13 protein-coding genes are annotated in these 16,857 nt (G+C 36.5%); 7 read left to right on the top strand and 6 right to left on the bottom strand.

Annotated features, from left to right (window positions below; translation table 11 throughout):
* The first annotated feature begins 543 nt into the window (after positions 1 to 543).
* A complete protein-coding gene (locus tag F6K13_RS02420) occupies positions 544 to 2,304 on the top strand; it encodes an EamA family transporter (RefSeq protein ID WP_124146812.1) in 1,761 nt (586 codons plus the stop codon).
* 488 nt (positions 2,305 to 2,792) lie between these two features.
* Here F6K13_RS02420 and F6K13_RS02415 read toward each other — a convergent pair whose 3' ends face one another.
* Positions 2,793 to 2,942 carry a hypothetical protein gene (locus tag F6K13_RS02415; protein ID WP_161564669.1) on the bottom strand — a complete coding sequence of 50 codons (150 nt, stop codon included), beginning with the start codon at positions 2,940 to 2,942 and terminating at the stop codon, positions 2,793 to 2,795.
* Between the two features lie 150 nt (positions 2,943 to 3,092).
* On the opposite strand from F6K13_RS02415, the gene groL reads away from it, so the two are divergent.
* Together groL and F6K13_RS02405 are read left to right on the top strand one after the other, a co-directional pair.
* On the top strand, positions 3,093 to 4,775 hold the full coding sequence (gene groL, locus F6K13_RS02410; RefSeq protein ID WP_124146813.1) for a chaperonin GroEL: 1,683 nt from the start codon (positions 3,093 to 3,095) through the stop codon (positions 4,773 to 4,775).
* A 21-nt stretch (positions 4,776 to 4,796) separates the two neighbouring features.
* Positions 4,797 to 4,946: a hypothetical protein gene (locus tag F6K13_RS02405; protein WP_287240834.1), complete on the top strand. Its 150-nt coding sequence runs from the start codon at positions 4,797 to 4,799 to the stop codon at positions 4,944 to 4,946.
* Between the two features lie 623 nt (positions 4,947 to 5,569).
* On the opposite strand, the gene cofH is transcribed toward F6K13_RS02405, so the two are convergent.
* A complete protein-coding gene (cofH, locus tag F6K13_RS02400; protein ID WP_124142707.1) occupies positions 5,570 to 6,754 on the bottom strand; it encodes a 7,8-didemethyl-8-hydroxy-5-deazariboflavin synthase subunit CofH in 1,185 nt (394 codons plus the stop codon).
* A gap of 22 nt (positions 6,755 to 6,776) precedes the next feature.
* Between cofH and F6K13_RS02395 the strand changes: the two genes are divergently transcribed.
* Complete coding sequence (locus F6K13_RS02395) at positions 6,777 to 8,933, top strand: glycosyltransferase family 39 protein (RefSeq protein ID WP_161564284.1); 2,157 nt, start codon at positions 6,777 to 6,779, stop codon at positions 8,931 to 8,933.
* Between the two features lie 67 nt (positions 8,934 to 9,000).
* Here the strand turns inward: F6K13_RS02395 and F6K13_RS02390 are convergent, their stop codons facing one another.
* The 4 genes from F6K13_RS02390 to F6K13_RS02375 form a co-directional block, all read right to left on the bottom strand.
* Positions 9,001 to 9,258 carry a hypothetical protein gene (locus F6K13_RS02390; protein WP_287286754.1) on the bottom strand — a complete coding sequence of 86 codons (258 nt, stop codon included), beginning with the start codon at positions 9,256 to 9,258 and terminating at the stop codon, positions 9,001 to 9,003.
* Positions 9,259 to 9,653: 395 nt separating this feature from the next.
* Positions 9,654 to 10,265 carry a DUF3318 domain-containing protein gene (locus F6K13_RS02385; RefSeq protein ID WP_124145213.1) on the bottom strand — a complete coding sequence of 204 codons (612 nt, stop codon included), beginning with the start codon at positions 10,263 to 10,265 and terminating at the stop codon, positions 9,654 to 9,656.
* Between the two features lie 336 nt (positions 10,266 to 10,601).
* On the bottom strand, positions 10,602 to 11,186 hold the full coding sequence (locus F6K13_RS02380) for a hypothetical protein (protein ID WP_124145214.1): 585 nt from the start codon (positions 11,184 to 11,186) through the stop codon (positions 10,602 to 10,604).
* 914 nt (positions 11,187 to 12,100) lie between these two features.
* Positions 12,101 to 13,510, bottom strand: coding sequence for a NupC/NupG family nucleoside CNT transporter (locus F6K13_RS02375; RefSeq protein ID WP_124154341.1), 1,410 nt, complete (start codon positions 13,508 to 13,510; stop codon positions 12,101 to 12,103).
* 673 nt (positions 13,511 to 14,183) lie between these two features.
* Between F6K13_RS02375 and F6K13_RS02370 the strand changes: the two genes are divergently transcribed.
* From F6K13_RS02370 to F6K13_RS02360, 3 genes are all read left to right on the top strand, one after another.
* Positions 14,184 to 14,468 (top strand): hypothetical protein, encoded by a 285-nt coding sequence (locus F6K13_RS02370; protein ID WP_124145216.1) that lies wholly within the window; start codon positions 14,184 to 14,186, stop codon positions 14,466 to 14,468.
* A gap of 540 nt (positions 14,469 to 15,008) precedes the next feature.
* On the top strand, positions 15,009 to 15,224 hold the full coding sequence (locus F6K13_RS02365; RefSeq protein ID WP_124145217.1) for a hypothetical protein: 216 nt from the start codon (positions 15,009 to 15,011) through the stop codon (positions 15,222 to 15,224).
* Positions 15,225 to 15,269: 45 nt separating this feature from the next.
* Positions 15,270 to 16,481 carry a lipopolysaccharide assembly protein LapB gene (locus F6K13_RS02360; RefSeq protein ID WP_287286753.1) on the top strand — a complete coding sequence of 404 codons (1,212 nt, stop codon included), beginning with the start codon at positions 15,270 to 15,272 and terminating at the stop codon, positions 16,479 to 16,481.
* Positions 16,482 to 16,857: the final 376 nt, after the last annotated feature.

The following is a 16,857-nucleotide window of genomic DNA, read 5'->3' as shown; positions in this document are numbered from 1 at the left end:
GATCGATAAAAATGGGACATTATTCATTCAAGTATATATATGAAAGAAACTGTAAAAGTTGACATCCTCTCCGGCCTAAAGGCGCTGATCTTCCTACTGAACGATAGATTTCGGTGGGTTGACGTTTTGCTGGGGCAGAACTGCGACTAACATAGGAAACTAATTTAAAGATTATAGCATATTTTCTGCTACAGAAATCTTAGGAAAAGTCCTCCTTTGAGGACGAGGCTTCAGACCCAATTTTCCTGTGAAGTACCCAACAGCAAACTTTGTTTATAGTGGGCTTCCTAATTCAACAGCCAATGCCTAAATACAAGGGAAGCAAATACTCATCTTCCACAGGCTAATTGTTGAGATTCACTTAGTTATCGAGATTAATACTGGAGTTCCAGCATTTATTATATTAAAGCACAATCAATTCCCGCGATTTATTAGGGGCTGTGTGGGGAATTACTGCCACATATTTATTAGTTCTGCCCCAATCCCAACGTACCTTATGGAGTGGGACTTTTCGCGGTATTAGTTAAAAGACCTATAGGGAAAATGAATACTCAACCCCCAAATCAGGGAGCCGAAACTCCCAAATCACCAGAAGAAGTCCTGAAATTAGTGATTCAAGACTTAGATAGTTTTCGCCAAAATCTGACAAATCAGTTAAGCCAAGATGTATACAGACTGAGAGTCGAGAAAGAACAGCTTAATGAGGATATCAGTAAATTACGAAAGCAATATGAACAGTTGCAATCTAAACAACTCGAATCTTTATCTCAGCGACAAATAGCCCAGCAACAATTATGGCTTAAACAATTAGCCCAGGTTTTAGCTAATAACTTACAAAAACAGTTAGGCCAAAAAATTAGAGATTTAACGGAGAGTGTCGATCCGGGACTACAACAAGCTGGTATTCCAGGGGGAGAGTTACCAATGACTAATCCTTCAAATAACTATTATGGGACTACTAATGAATTTGGAGATTCTTTATCTGGTGTTGTGAGTGGGACATTTGAGGCATTAAAACAGGAGTTGGATAGTTACCAAAGTGACCTTTCTGTACAGTTAAATAGTATGCGTAGTATGGAACAGCAGGGTGAGGTCATTCTAGAAGCTTTGGTCAGTCGTCTTCAGGCACAACTGGAAAATAATCATACAGTTTCATCTAGAACTTATGAAGTTTCTCAGTCTGGGTCTAACAACTCAGCAAATACTACTTCTTCAGGAAAATCAATGTTGACGACATCTCCTGTGGAGTCCTCAGAAGTATCCCCTAAGTCCAAAACTGAGTCTACTGCTAAACCTAAAAAATCTGCTTCTCAAGTTCAGGTAGGTTTGATTTTGGCTTTACTTTCAGCAGCACTGTTATCTTTATTTAATGTTTGTATTAAAGTTATCCTTAATACGCCTCCACAACCTAGTACAATTTTCGGCTTATTTCCGGTGGAAGGGTTGATAAATCCTAATGTTGGTAATTCTTTGTTAATTTTATTACTACGACTCATTGTAGTAATGTTGTTGATGCCCATAGTCGCAACATTTCTCTATCCTGCGGTTTGGAGCGATATTGAGCGCCTGATCAAATCCAAAGATTTTTCTTTATGGTGGAAGGTTATTGGTAGTGCTTTCTTTTTGTTCTTATCTCAGGTATTAATATATATTTCTATAGGTAATATACCTACTGCTATTGCTATTACAATTTTCTTTATTTATCCAATTATTACTGTTTTAGTATCTTGGGGATTATTTGGCGATCGCCCTTCTATGATAAGAATTTTTGCTATGGTTCTGATTGTTATAGGAGGGTTTTTAGTTCTTCCTAGTGGAGAGGGTGATTATCAACAAGGAATTTTGGCTGCTGTGGGTGCTGGAATTACTTTTTCTGGGTATGTTATTCTCACACAAATGTCAGCAGGAAAACTTCATCCTATTCCTTTTAGTTTAGTGAATTTTGCCGGAATTTTTGTATTTTCTGCTTTAGGTTTGATGATGCCTTTACCGACAGAATGGTCAGTTAATATTAATATGGACCCTAGTGTTAATGTATGGTCTGGTTTAATTGTTAGTGGTATTATTCTGGGAATTTTAACACTTTCTAGCTATGTATTAAATAGTTTTGCTATTAGATTTGCTGGAGCTGCAAGAGCATCTATAATTGGTACTTCTGGTCCGGCATTGACTGCTTTATTTGCTCTTTTGGTTATTGGAGAAGTTTTATTATTAAAACAACTTTTGGGAATGTTATTGGTGATTATTGGAGTTGCTGCGATGAGCTTTGAAAGAATGTTTGCAGCAAGGCAAAAAACAAGTTAATTTTGTTTCAAAAATCCTGAAAATTACAAGGGTAGGAGTCAGGAGTCAGGAGTCAGGAGTAGAGAGTAGTGAGGAGAAACAAGGAATTAATTAGAAGATAGTCAGATATATTTGTTCCTTGATTTTTCTGCTATTATTCTGCCTTATATCCTAATTTTTTGAGGGTTTTCAACTGAAAACCAGGGATTTTTTTCTACCTAAAAAGGCTAAATTCTTTATCTGTCAGTGCTTTTGGATTTAATCGGTAAGCCCTGTTTAGGTGTTGCTGTAATGGTAATAATATTTATTATTGATGGAATGTACAATTGTGATTTTTTCAGATAAATTCCAGACAAAAAATATTCAACATTCAACAACACCAAAACATCTAAATATTGTCGAACTTTAGATGTTCCGCAAAAACTTTAAAAATAGCATTGGTCTAACCAAAGCCATTAACAGATGGACAATAACAGCCATCTCCAGCAATTTCCGCTATATTCACGACATTATACTTTTCCCAGAGGCTGTGTTCCTTGAAAAACTGGCGATCGCCATCCCATAAATACTGAATTGATGAATTCTTTTCGTTTTTTTGCCCTCTCTTCCCACTCAGCTACAGAATCATTTTGTCCAATGAATTTTTTGAGTTTTAGCAATATAAAGCCTAAAACCTAGACAAAGCAAGATTTTTCCTTCTGCCTTCTGCCCTCTGCCTTCTGCCTTTTGCTATAGGTACGGTTTCCACGAACTAGCACTCTACCTCACCGAGTGCTAAATTTTTATTTGGAAGCAATAGGAGAAAGTATATGGCCAAGATTGTAGAATTTAATGATAAATCCAGACGCGCTCTAGAGCGAGGAATAAATTCCCTAGCTGATGCAGTCCGAATCACTATGGGTCCAAAGGGTAGAAATGTATTATTAGAGAAAAAATTTGGCGCACCACACATAGTGAATGATGGGATTACCGTGGCCAAGGATATCGAGCTAGAAGACCCCCTAGAAAATACAGGTGCTAGACTTATTCAGGAAGTGGCATCCAAAACAAAAGATATTGCTGGAGATGGCACAACTACCGCTACAGTTTTAGCCCAATCTATGATTAGAGAAGGTCTCAAAAACATAACTGCTGGTGCAAACCCAGTAGCAGTGCGTAAAGGGATTGAAAAAACCATTAATCAGCTAGTCAAAGAAATAGAAGCAGTTGCTAAACCAGTAGAAGGAGGAGCGATCGCTCAAGTAGCTACGGTCTCTGCTGGTGGCGATGCAGAAGTAGGACAAATGATTGCTGAGGCAATGGATAAAGTGACTAAAGATGGGGTAATCACTGTTGAAGAATCTAAGTCTCTCTCTACGGATTTAGAAGTTGTTGAAGGGATGCAAATCGACCGTGGTTATCTTTCTCCATACTTTATTACTGACCAAGATCGGTTAGTAGTTGAGTTTGAAAATTCTCGCATTCTCATCACTGATAAGAAAATTTCCTCTATTCAAGATTTAGTACCTGTACTAGAAAAAGTTGCTCGTGCGGGTCAATCTCTTTTAATTATTGCTGAGGATATTGAAGGGGAAGCTTTAGCTACTTTGGTGGTGAATAAAGCACGGGGTGTATTGAATGTTGCTGCTGTGAAAGCTCCTGGTTTTGGCGATCGCCGTAAAGCTATGCTCCAAGATATTGCTATTCTTACAGGTGGTCAACTTATCTCTGAAGAAATAGGTCTGAATCTGGAGATGGCAGATTTAGATATGATGGGAGTTGGTCGGAAAATCACTATTAACAAGGACAACACTACTATTGTTGCTGGTGGGGATACAGCAGAGGAAGTGAAAAAGCGCATTGCTCAAATTCGCGGACAGCTTGCAGAGAGTGATTCTGATTATGACAAGGAGAAGTTGCAGGAGCGTATCGCTAAGTTAGCTGGTGGGGTAGCAGTGATTAAAGTTGGTGCAGCAACAGAAACTGAACTTAAGGACCGCAAGTTAAGAATAGAAGATGCTTTGAATGCTACTAAAGCTGCTGTAGAGGAAGGTATTGTGCCCGGTGGTGGTACTACTTTAATTCATTTGGCGACTAAGATTGATGAATTGAAAGGTAGTTTAAGTGAGGAAGAGCAGATTGGTGCTGATATTGTCAAACGTGCTTTAGAAGGACCTTTACGTCAGATTGCTGATAATTCTGGTGCAGAGGGTTCGGTAGTTGTAGAGAAAGTACGTTCTACTGATTTCAGTGTTGGTTTTAATGCCATAACTGGTGAATATGAAGATATGATTGCTGCTGGTATTCTTGACCCGGCAATGGTAGTACGTTCTGCGTTGCAAAATGCGGGTTCGATTGCTGGTATGGTATTAACTACTGAAGCTGTGGTTGTTGAGAAACCTGAGAAGAAAGCTGCGATGCCAGATATGGATGGCGGCATGGGCGGCATGGGCGGCATGGGCGGCATGGGCGGCATGGGCGGCATGGGTATGCCTGGTATGGGTATGATGTAAGTTCGCCTGTCTATTTAGGGTTTGCGCTCTTTAGTAGGGGTAGGAGACAGGAGACAACCCACCCCTCGCCCCTCCCCCTCCCAGGAGGGGAAGACAGGAGACAGGAGACAACCCACCCCTCGCCCCTCCCCCTCCCAGGAGGGGAGAAATGGATCGGGAGCGAGGAGGTAGGAGTAAGAATTGTCAATTTGGGATTTTTCTGCCAAACTCCTGCCTAAAATACTAACTTTTTGAGCATGGAGAGCTGAAAAGTTTGCACTTTTTTCGACCCCAAAAAGGCACTTGTCTTTATATGTCAATGCTTTTAGATTAGATCGGTAAACCCTATTTAGTATTAGAAGGCAGAAGACTGTATGGTTGATTTTATCTGCCTCGCCACGCTGTACTAAAGCCTTATTTTAATTTTGCCTAAAACGGGATTGATGAATTGAGATTATGTTCAACTTTCCCGTTTCCTTATTTTATATAGTAGTTTAACTTAAAAATGAGGCGTTTTTTCGTCTGAAACTCCCTCATAGCAAGAAAGCTTTGTCTCAATCTAAAGTTAAATGACTATACTTCTTGCAAAAGTCTTTTTCAGATAAAATTTGTAGGTTGGGTTAAGCGACAGCGCAACCCAACAAATCTATAGCAGGGAACAGGGAATAGGGAATAGGGGGGAAAGCATTTCCCTGTCTGAGATTGATCGTTAGCATAAGTCCTAACCGCTTTGGCAGTTGCTATATATATAACTTTTACTTTCTTTGTTGGGTTTATCCTGCGGATAAGCTACGCTAACGTTGCCTCAACCCAACCTACAAATACTGATAAAGCGTATCTCTGTGTTGATAATTTCTTCCTAAACTCCTAATAGCTCCTTGCAAACTTTCGACTTCCATACAAGTACCTCCAACAGCACCTGCCATTGTTGTAATATGCTCTTCCATTAACGTACCGCCAATATCATTACAACCCCACTTCAACGCTTCCTTTGCTCCATCCAAACCAATTTTTACCCAACTTGGTTGATGATTAATTATCCAATTTCCTAAAAATATTCTCGACACTGCCGTTAATAATAAAACATTCAACAAAACAGGTTGGTCGCGTCCCACTCTCCGACGCAAAGGTGCAGGTGCTTCTTGCCCGACAAATGGTAATAAAATAAATTCTGTTATTCTCGCCGGATAATTTTTTTCAATGGCAGTTTGTTGGAGAAAGCGCAACCTCTCCAAATGTAAAATTTGTTGTTGAGGGGTTTCAATATGACCGCACAACATCGTACTTGTGGTTGGCATTCCCAAACGATGTGCTGTGCTGAGTATTTCTAACCAAGTCGCCGTATCAATTTTTTCTGGGCAAATAACTCTTCTCACTGCATCATCCAAAACTTCCGCAGCAGTACCTGGCATCGACCCGACCCCCTCATCCCGCAAAGCAGCAATTACATATTCATAACTCATGCCATCTTCTCTGGCAATAAACTGTACCTCTTGGGGAGAAAAAGCGTGTAAATGTAATTGAGGAAAGTCATCTTTAATACTTTTTACTATTTGCAAATAATAAGGTAAAGATTTACCTGCAATTTTAGCTTGAAGATTTAATCCTCCCTGCATACAAATTTCTGTTGCCCCTCGTTGCACGGCATCATTAGCTTTTTCCAGAATTTGACCGATATCTAACCAAAAAGCACCCGCATTTCCCTCATCCCGGCGAAAAGCACAAAAACTACAATGTTGTTCGCAGATATTGGTGAAATTTATATTCCGGTTGATAACGTAAGTAACAGTATCTCCTACTTGTTGTTGTCGGAGTTGATCTGCTGTTTTCTGGATAGTGGTTATTTCTGTGGGAAGTTGAGTTAAGGCAAGTTTTCCGAAATTTGCTTGAGAAGTTGGGGATAACAATAATAGTGTCTCTGCTGTAGATAGGTCATAACCTTCTAAAGCGCGATTTAAAATTGTCTCTGGGTTTTGGTTTGTCAAGTTGAAAGCGGTCATATTTATTAGGTTAAAAGTAAGAGTGAGAAAGTTTAATCGAGATATTAATCAGAAAATAGTCAACTTTTGGCGCAGAAGTTTACATAGTCAATGGTTACTTTTGCTAGTTTGGATAGCGATCGCTACTTGTTTACGTCTGACTAATTTAGATGGTAAACCACCTTGGACGGATGAATTTTCTACTTTGGTTTTTAGTTTGGGTAATAGTTTCCAGGATGTACCGCTAGATCGAGCGATCGCTCCTGATATTTTACTCCAACCCCTGCAACTTCATCCCAACGCCGAAATTAAGGATGTTGTCGATCACCTATTAACTCATAGTAACCACCCACCTGTCTATTTTATCTTGACTCATTGGTGGATGCAGTTTTTTTCTAAAGAAGGGGAGTTAGTTTCTCTATGGGGTGCGCGGTCTTTGAGTGTTATATTTGGTGTTGCTTCTATTCCTGCTATTTATGGTTTGGCTAAGTTGGCTTTTGATTCTCGGTTAGTGGGACAACTTGCTGCTGCAATAATGGCTGTTTCTCCTTATGGTATTTATCTTGCCCAAGAGGCACGTCATTATACTTTAGCTATTTTATTTGTTATTGCTTCTTTTAGTTGTTTAATTATTAGTATTCGCCATTTTCAGCAAGGTCAATCTTTGCCAATTTTTACGGCATTTATTTGGGTAGTAGTTAATAGTTTAGGTATTGCCATCCACTATTTTTTTATTTTGACTCTCTGTGCCGAAGCAATGGTATTAATTTCTCTATTTTTTGTTGAAGAAGGAAGAAGGAAGAAGGAAGAGGGAAGAGGGAAGAAGCAACAAGGAAGAAGGAAAAAGTTGATGGAGGCTCAAACTTTTACCAAAGAAGGAAGAGGGAATAGGGAAGAAGGAGAAAGGAAGAAATTGATGGATACTCAAACTTTTACCAAAGAAGGAAGAGGGAATAAGGAAGAAGGAGGAAGGAAAAAGTTGATGAGGACTCAAACTTTTACCAAAGAAGGAAGAGGGAATAGGGAAGAAGTAAGAAGGAAAAATTTGATGGGGACTCAAACTTCTACCAATTTTCAACACCCTGTAGACGGCGAGGTATTAAACTCAAAAGAAAAAGATAAATTTTCTAGTTTAAAAGTCAAAAAATCAAGTAAATTTTCTCTCCATACTCTCATCAAATCACTTGCTAGTTTCTACATAGTAATTTTGGGAACTTTAGCAGGTGGTTTAGTTTGGCTGCCTTTTTGGAAAAATGGTTATAGCAGTGAATTAACAAAATGGATTTCGATTAGCGATAGTAACTTAAAAAGTTTGCTCAGTCCGATTTTTCAATACCTGGCTACAGGGATTACTATGTTATTTTTATTGCCGATAGAATCTCCGATTTTTCCTATAGCCATTATTTCTGTCGCGGTGATGATTTTATTTTTCATCTGGCTATTTCCTCTATTTATTAGTGGCACTATTAATTGCTTAAAAAATTCTGATATTAGTATTTATTTCATTACTTTTGCCGGAGTAATATTAGCTAGTAAATTATTATTTTTTGGTTTTACTTATATTTTTGGTATTGACCTAACTAGAGGTGCCCGTTACAGTTTTGTTTATTTTCCAGCAGTAATTATTTTTGTAGCAGCAATTCTCGCGCAAATTTTTGAACGGCAGTTTGTTAAAAGTAAGTTTTTGAATGTCTTAATTTGCACAAATACTGGCAAAAAAGCGGTAATTTTAATTTGGTTAATGGCTTTATTAAGTGGCTTAACTGTTGTTTCAAATTTAGGCTATCAAAAATATTACCGACCAGATTTATTGGTCTCTCTGATAGAAAAAAAATCTGACAAGCCGATAGTTATTGCTACTATTCATAACACTCATGTTGAAACTGGGGAATTGATGGGAATAGCTTGGAATATGAGAAAAATTTTTCAGCAAAAATGTAGAAAAGAGAGTATTTGTCAAGAAAAACATTTAGAGGGTGTAAAATTTATTTTAGTAGAGCAAAAAACCGATAGAGAAAATACTGTCAATTCACTTCAGGAAATTATCAATAGACTGGAATATCCTTTTGATTTATGGTTAGTAAATTTTGCGAGTAATTTTAATATTGCAGTAGAAAACTGTCAGGTTGATAAAGGTGGATTTCTATTAATAGATGGTTATAAATATCAGCTTTATCATTGCCATTTTTCGGGTGGATAAATATGGATTATTACTCTGCCAATCCACCACTAATTAATAAAGTAGATGGAGCAAAGTTACGCGCAAATTATTGCCTTATGTTGTTGTTATACCATTTTGAAAAAAGAATGTTACGAATAGTAAGAGGGATAAAAATAATTTTCAGGAGACATCCCTTTGACAAAAAAGATGATTTCCAACCTAAAAAGTGGTATTGAAGCCATTCCCATACGACTCCTGACTCCTGACTTCCCCTCCCCTCCTGGGAGGGGTTAGGGGTGGGTTGGGAGGGGGAGGGGCGAGGGGTGGGTTGACTCCTAAAAAATCCCCTAGTTATTTGTAGCAAACATTTATCAAAATGGTATTACCCACCAGAGGACAGAGCAGATTAGACAATCAGATGATTAACTTCAGAGCTTCAACAACGGCAAATTGCCACTGAAATTTCCTGCTCAAATGATAATAGATTTTAAACTATACATATATTAAGGAAAGAATTATCCAAAAATATCTACTTTCGGATTTCATCATTCCTGACTGTGCGACGCCGTCAATTCAATAGCGATCGCTTGTTTCCTGTTACCAATTGACAGCGATCGCCTGTTTGTGATTTTCCATTTTTAGTCAAAGCTGTTATCTTTAAAATAGCAACTTTTTCCTGACTATTCTATTGCACTATTTTAGATGAAACAATCCACTACTAATAGCGTTTATGTGTAAGTCTTAACTATGCAGAACTACCTATTCTTTTCTCACTTTTTCCGGAATTGCTACAGGAGATAAACCAGCGATCGCTCTTAAATTTTGACACCTAACTAACTCGGTAAAATTCAGATTATTACGCCCTTCAATTTTGGCTACATTTTCAATTCCTTGTAATAAATAATTTGCTGCTTCAGCTTTTTGATAACCTCGTCTGGTTGCCACTCTAATTGCCATTTCATCTGCTGCTAATTCTGTTTGTGTACTATGATTATTTTGCCAAATTTTGATTAAACCAATTGTACTTAAACCACCAGCAACTAATATTCCAACTACATCTGCTTCGCTTAATTGGGAAATTACTCCTATTAAACCAACTGCAAAAATACCTTGATTCAGATTAGGCTTAAACCATTGAATTTCACATAACCAATTGACAGTTCGTAACATGATTAAATCCCGTTGTCCTTTGGGTAAATTCATCCATAAGTCAAAATTCAAATAGATTACCCGGTCATTTTTCCAAGGTAAAGGAAAGGTTGTTTCAATAATGGTAGGTTGTTGATTTTTACCAACTATTTTTGTCATCATTCGCCCAGAAGCAGGCATGATATCTAATAAGCGGGTAGTTTCGGAAAGTTCTGGATTCATAATTTTTAAATTCGAGGAAGAGGGAAGAAGGAAGAAGGAAGAAGGAAAAATATTACATTGTCTGAGTTTTAAGCTGTTCATCTCTCCTAACCTTTCCTTTAATTGCTATAAGCATTATTTTTTTGATTGAAATTAAACTGCTTTGTAAGCATTTCCTGCGGAATACTGCGCAAACAGCTATTAGCAGTCAGCAACAAAACTCTGTTCTTAAGAATAATGTTTAAATTAACAACTGAATTTAAGGGCAAGGGAGCAAACTTTTGTAGTAAGACAATTAATAAAGCTTTTCCTAAACTAAAAGCAATAGCTGATAGCTGATAGCTGAAGGCTGAATGCTTAAACTGCTTTTAAACTCTTGGATAAAACTTGTAAAATTTGGGTTATTTTTTCTGTTTTTGCGTCTGTGGCACTAATTAACAATAAAAATACATTTCTATCAATCTGACGAGCTAAAATTATTCCACTTATCGGTTGTGTATTATTATTTATTGTTAAACTACCGCTCCAAGGTAAAGCAATTTCTCCTGGTTTAATTATTTGAAATTCTTGTGGTTTAAAATCTTCGCCTCTAGCAAATTCATTTATGGCAATTATCGCTAAAGTTTGATTATCTAATTGTTGTAAATTAACTTGAGGTTTGACTACTACAGTATAAGCTAAATTTCCTTCTGGGGATTCAAATACTGGTACGCCAGCAATAATTTTTTGTTGATAATCTTCTATAATTCCAATCTCAAATTTACTGTCTTTATATAAGCGAGAACTCAGAGTGATTAATGAATTAGTAACATCTTCAGCTTTGGCAGGTTTAAGTAAGGATATTTGATGCCAATTTCCGACAATATAATTGAAAATCAATAAAGTTAGAGCTGTGAATAATCCTATGCTAATTAAGCGCAATTTTTTCATATATATAGCCATCTTATTTCAGTTATCAGTTATCAGTTGTAAAAGTTTCAGAGTTTTTATATATCCTGATATTTTTGACAAATCATTTAGAATTACTATAGCAGGCAACAGGGAAAAGTGGCAAAAGCTTTTCTATGTTTCAGATTCATCATCAATCTATTTCTTAAGCAACTCTTTGCTTCCTATATATTAAACTTCCAAATTAATTTTTTTCTGTAAATTATCGTCACTATAGTCAGAATAATTTAGGTATACAGTATCTGAAAAAAAGTTGTATGGCAGAAGGAAAGAGAAAGGTTAATATAGCAATTTCCACCCTGATGAGATACAAAATTCATTTGTTTTAGGGAGTAGGGAATAGAAAATCAAAAAATCACTGTACCTCAGTAACTTGAGAAATCCTATATTACATACAGCATATTTCGGACAAATGATGTACAAATTTGAATGGTAAAATTCTTGTAGTGCGGGCATCTTGCCCGCTAGATGTGTACCTCACGGGCAGCGGGAATTACTTTCAACAATTAATAATTAATAATTAACAATTACCTCTCCTTGAAAAGAAGAGGATTGACGCGGTAGGAAAAATTTTTTCTTTTCTCTTGGTCGATGGTCTGCCAGCTCCAAGACCCGTTCTTGCAGACCCGCTCCGCTAACGCCATCCCACCCTACGGGAAACTCCGAATATCTACCGCTTTTATCCTTTAAATGAGAGGCTTTAAACCTTAATTATTTGGTAAGTCAAGAGTACTAATAGACATCTCAAAAAATCCAAAATAAAATCAATTTTTATCTATAAAATCATCAATTATTTCTCCCTATTTCCTATTCCTTCTTTTCTGGAAATATCTAATGGCAATGGCTATAAATTATCAGTTAAATTCCTCAGAATATTTAACTACTAACCTACCACCTACCATCTACTATCAAAGACCTAAAATAGTAGGGTCGCCAAAATCAAATAATCCGGCGACACAACCTGTCATTAAAGTAGCAAGAGTACCAACCCATAGAGCTTTCCAACCAAGAGCAGAAAGTTCTGATCGCCTCGATGGTATGAGATTTGATATTCCACCGACAAAAATTCCATAGGATGCTATATGGGTAAAACCACAAAGAACATAACTAACTATTAGTAAGCCACGATCGCTAATTTCTCCGGTCGCTTTTAATTGTGCCAAAGTAAAATAAGGAGGGATACTTGTTTCAAATAATCTACGTCCAATTAATATTGAAACTTGCCAAAGTTCGTTCCATTCTAGAGATACTCCAGTGAGAAAAGTTAGAGGTAAAAATATCGCTCCTAAGATATTTTGTACAGTAATTATTTGAAATAAATTTCCTATAGGACTTGGTAGATTTGCTAAACCATTAAATATGGCATTAACTAATGCAAGTAATCCTAAAATTACAATAATTACTGCCACAATTCCTACTGCCATTTTTACTCCATCTATCCCTCCATTCATTAAACTATCCATTGGGTTTGGTAATTGGTCATTTTCTTTTTTTTTCTCAGATGGAATATGACCTAAAGTTTTCGGTTTCTCGGTTTCTGGTATCAACAGTTTCGATAGTACAAAACAAGCAGGAATAGTCATTATTGATGCTGATACTAAATGCCCAGTAATACCAGGAAAGGTTGGTCTGAGAATAACTGCATATATGCCTAATATTGAAGAGGCGATCGAACCGAAACAACAAGATAAAATAGTACAAAGTTCGCTGCGGGTCATATCCTTTAGATATGGTTTGACGGCAATTGCTGATTCTATTCCTACGAATATATTCGCAGCCCCAGATAAAGATTCTGCTCCACTAATGTTCATTGTTTTTTGGAAAATTTTAGCAAACAATTGAACAATGGGCTGAATAATATTTAGTCGATATAATAGACTAATTAACCCAGAAAAAAAGATGATTTGTGGGAGAGAACGAAAAGCAAAAATAAAGCCTAAATTCAGATTATCCGAGGTGAGGCGATCGCCTGGAATTTCTACATAAGGAGTACCTACGGTTCTAACTATCCATCTAGCTGCTGGGCCTGGTCCCACAATACGATTAGGGTCTGGGACAATTGCTGAATTAGAGCCGCCAAATAAAAATCTGGCCCCTGCTTCTGAAGCATCTAGTACTGTATTTAAGAGATTATTGATTTGTGCAATGAGGTCGCGGGTTGGCAATACAAATATGAGCAAACCAATAAATAGTTGTAATCCTATTCCCCAAAATATAATTTTCCAAGGAATAATTAGGCGATTTTCTGAACCTAACCATGCGATAAAACACAGAATTACAATTCCAATTAAAGATATAAAGTTTAATAACAGATTCATTTGATTAGGGTTGAATAAAGAAACAAGAAGGAAGAAGGAAGAGGTAAGAAGGAAGAAGTAAGAAGGAAGTAGATAGGGAATCAAAACCCAACCAATTTTAGAGGATATCTGAAAAGTTTTTTGATACTGAATTTTGCCCCCCTATCCCCCCAACTTTGGGGGGGAACAAGAGTCAATTTGCTTGCTCTAGTCCCCCAAAATTGGGGGATGCGCGGGGGCTTGGATTTTGACTACAAAAAAATCTCTTAATTACAGAAGATTCTACTTTAGTAAGGTACACCTATGGTGGGCAAGATGCCTGAAATAGAAACATTTAATTGTTAATCTATGTACTTCTTATGGGATAAATCTACTGTATTTTTCTCTATTCCTTCTAACGCTTAATTTAATTTCAAAGCTATATCCTAAATAAGTTGTTCTTTTCAGTTTAACTAACTCTCGGCTAACAACTTTTAGTTATTAGCTTGGGCTGAAATACTCGGCTGATACGCCAGATAATTTAAGAGGGGTTAAAATATCCTTAGAAATTGTTTTTCTTTCGGTTTGACTATAAATCTAAGCAGTAATGCTGAGTATTGAATTGCCGTTTGCGGAGCATTCCGTCAGGAAATGCTTTTTAACTTTCAGTTACAATATTGACATAAGAAAACTTATATGGTATATAGGATAAATTATGGAAGCATTTAGCCCAACTCCTCCCCAATGGACAGAATCTTCAATTCATGTTTTTCAGTTCTCCTGTCCTAAATGTGGGGCAGGTACAATAGACGCACAGGCAGTTTGGATTAATCGACGTTCCCCTGTCTATGGAGAAAATAGTCGTCGCAAATGGCAAGAATTTTATCATTGTAAGTGTGGTTGTAGTTGGTGGGCCTGGAGTAGCGATCGCCCACCTTCTAAGTATGCTCCTAGCGATCGAGATGAGGATGAATGTAATGATTTAGATCCTTTCAGTTAGAAACTTAGGGTATTCCTGCTTAACGAAGTCAGAAGTCAGTAGGGGTGGTTTCCTACGGAATGCTCCGCAAACGCGAACCACCCGTACAGAAGTTATTTTTGTAACGGGGATTTGAACTCCGCTCCAAAAATATTGCGTCTTAAAAGGCGGGGTTTTAGACCCATATTATTTTGATAATAATGGTATACAGGAAAATAGTATATAACAAACAGGAATACCTAGCACGGGAGCAAAATGCTCCCACTTTTCTTATAACAAACATTGCCGGACAATGCACGACCACCAGAGTCATTTTTCCTCTTTCTTTACTTCTTACTTTCTTATAGTCCAGAAGTCTAATAGACATATGCATGAAAATTCAAAATAAAATCAATTCTTATCCTCAAATTACAGAGATTAACAATTAAATGAATGCAAGTGCGGGGATCTTGCCCGCGACGGGTGTACCTCATTAAAGTGGAATTTGCTGTATCAATTATTTATCCCTGTTCCCTCTTTTCTAGAGATGTTTAATGAATGCCGTCTGGAGGTGATAAGTAAATGTTTTTAAATAAAATAAATATCTTACTAAGATTTCAGCAAAACCTAATTTTATTTGCCTACTTTTTAATTTTTTCAAAATCTGTAATAGCAGAACCTAGTAAAAACAATGTTCTTCCGATAAATAAACAACAATTTGTTAATCAAGCTGAAAATTTTGCCCAACAAAGAACAATTCCTTCTCAGCAGATACAAGCTATTAGAAAATGGGAATAAGTACTATTAAAATGGCAAAAATTAGGAGATAAATCTCAAGAGGCATTGACCTTAATTAAACTCGGTGAAATTTACAAAGATATTGGCGCAACAAAGCTGGCATTAGAACACTACAATAAAGTATTAAATTTATATCGAGAATTTGATAAACGCCTCCAGGAAGCATTTATTCTTAGTCAAATTGGTAGTATTTATATTATTGAGTTAGAACGACTGGAAAAAGAAAGAAATTTTCAATCATTTCATGGTTTATTTGTCAATTCTGGTCAGTCTCAATTATTGTTAGAAAAAATTCATAGCACTCCAGAAAATGCTTTAGAACTTTATCAGAAATCTCTCGCAATTTACCAGGAAATTAATAACTTATCTGAAGAAGCGAGGATTCTGAATAGAATGGCTCAGAGTCGATATTTATATGATGGTAATGAAGGCAAACAGAAATTACTCCAAAAATCTTTAGCAATTTATCAAGAAATTGGTGATAAACAAGGGGAAGCTTTTGTTTTGGGTCTTCTGAGTGAATTGAATCTGATTGAGTATAAAAATGATGGAGCAGGATGGGATTTATTTAATCGAGCTATGGCAATTTATCGGGAAATTACACCTCAAAATAGCGATAATTTTACGGTAGTTCAAGCCCAAGCAAATCTATTAACAATTGCTGTGGATTATTGGTGGTCAGATAATCAACAAAAAGCTTTGGAATTATACGAACAGTCATTAAAAATTTATCAAGCAATTGAGGATAAAAAAGGCAAAGCACTGGTGATAAAAAAGATGGGCGATCGCTATGGTTGGTTAGAGGATAAAGAAAAGCAATTAGAGTTTTACACAGAAGCATTGGGTATTTATCAAGAAATTGGCGATGGTATTCAAATAGCTAATATTCTGGATAGTTTAGGAAGAGTTTACTCTGATTCGGGAAATTTAGAAAAAGCATTAGAATTCTACAATAAAGAATTAGAAATACTTCAGAAAAGTAGTCAATTTTATAGTCAGATCGGAGATTCAGAAACTGCCTTAATTTTTGAATATCGTCAGCCGATTATTTGGTTTGCTATGGGAAATATTTACTCTAAATTACAAGATAAAAAAAATGAAGTAGAGGCTTATAAGCAAGCAAGAAAGATTTATCAAAAATTGCCAGATAATCAAGGAGAGACAGATTTTCTGATTAAAATTGCTGAATACTATGGAAATCAAGAAAACCTGGAAAAAATGGTAGAATTTTTAACGCAAGCTGTGAAAGTTTACTAGGAAACGGGCGATTTTAAAGCTGAAGCTAATCTCTTGCGTGACAAAATTGCCGGGATTTATTTCTATCGATTGAAATATTCAGAAACAGGATTTGAAGTTCTGAATAAATCTTTGAAAATTTACCGAAAAATTGGCGAACCTGAAGAAGTGGCAAAGACTCTCAGTAGGATTGGCTATTTCTATCTATATACTGCTAAAAATGAATTAAAAAATCCATTGGAAAGTCAACGCAAAGCACTAGATTTTTATAGTCAAGCTATTTTATTTTATCGAGAAATTAATGATTTTTCTAAATTTCCCGAATCAGAGTAAACTCTTCCTAAACTATCCAGAATATTAGCTATTTGAATACCATCGCCAATTTCTTGATAAATAA

Source organism: Okeania sp. SIO2B9 (genome assembly GCF_010672505.1).
Taxonomy (GTDB): domain Bacteria; phylum Cyanobacteriota; class Cyanobacteriia; order Cyanobacteriales; family Microcoleaceae; genus Okeania; species Okeania hirsuta.
The sequence above is the reverse complement of the archived record's forward strand: the minus strand, read 5'-3'. Positions and strand labels throughout refer to the sequence as shown.

Bases quoted from the DNA above. Each gene is read 5' to 3' on its own strand.
- F6K13_RS02385 (WP_124145213.1), bottom strand. From the start codon at position 10,265: ATGAATCCAGAACTTTCCGAAACTACCCGCTTATTAGATATCATGCCT.
- F6K13_RS02375 (WP_124154341.1), bottom strand. From the start codon at position 13,510: ATGAATCTGTTATTAAACTTTATATCTTTAATTGGAATTGTAATTCTG.
- F6K13_RS02420 (WP_124146812.1), top strand. From the start codon at position 544: ATGAATACTCAACCCCCAAATCAGGGAGCCGAAACTCCCAAATCACCA.
- F6K13_RS02370 (WP_124145216.1), top strand. From the start codon at position 14,184: ATGGAAGCATTTAGCCCAACTCCTCCCCAATGGACAGAATCTTCAATT.
- groL (WP_124146813.1), top strand. From the start codon at position 3,093: ATGGCCAAGATTGTAGAATTTAATGATAAATCCAGACGCGCTCTAGAG.
- cofH (WP_124142707.1), bottom strand. From the start codon at position 6,754: ATGACCGCTTTCAACTTGACAAACCAAAACCCAGAGACAATTTTAAAT.
- F6K13_RS02380 (WP_124145214.1), bottom strand. From the start codon at position 11,186: ATGGCTATATATATGAAAAAATTGCGCTTAATTAGCATAGGATTATTC.
- F6K13_RS02365 (WP_124145217.1), top strand. From the start codon at position 15,009: ATGTTTTTAAATAAAATAAATATCTTACTAAGATTTCAGCAAAACCTA.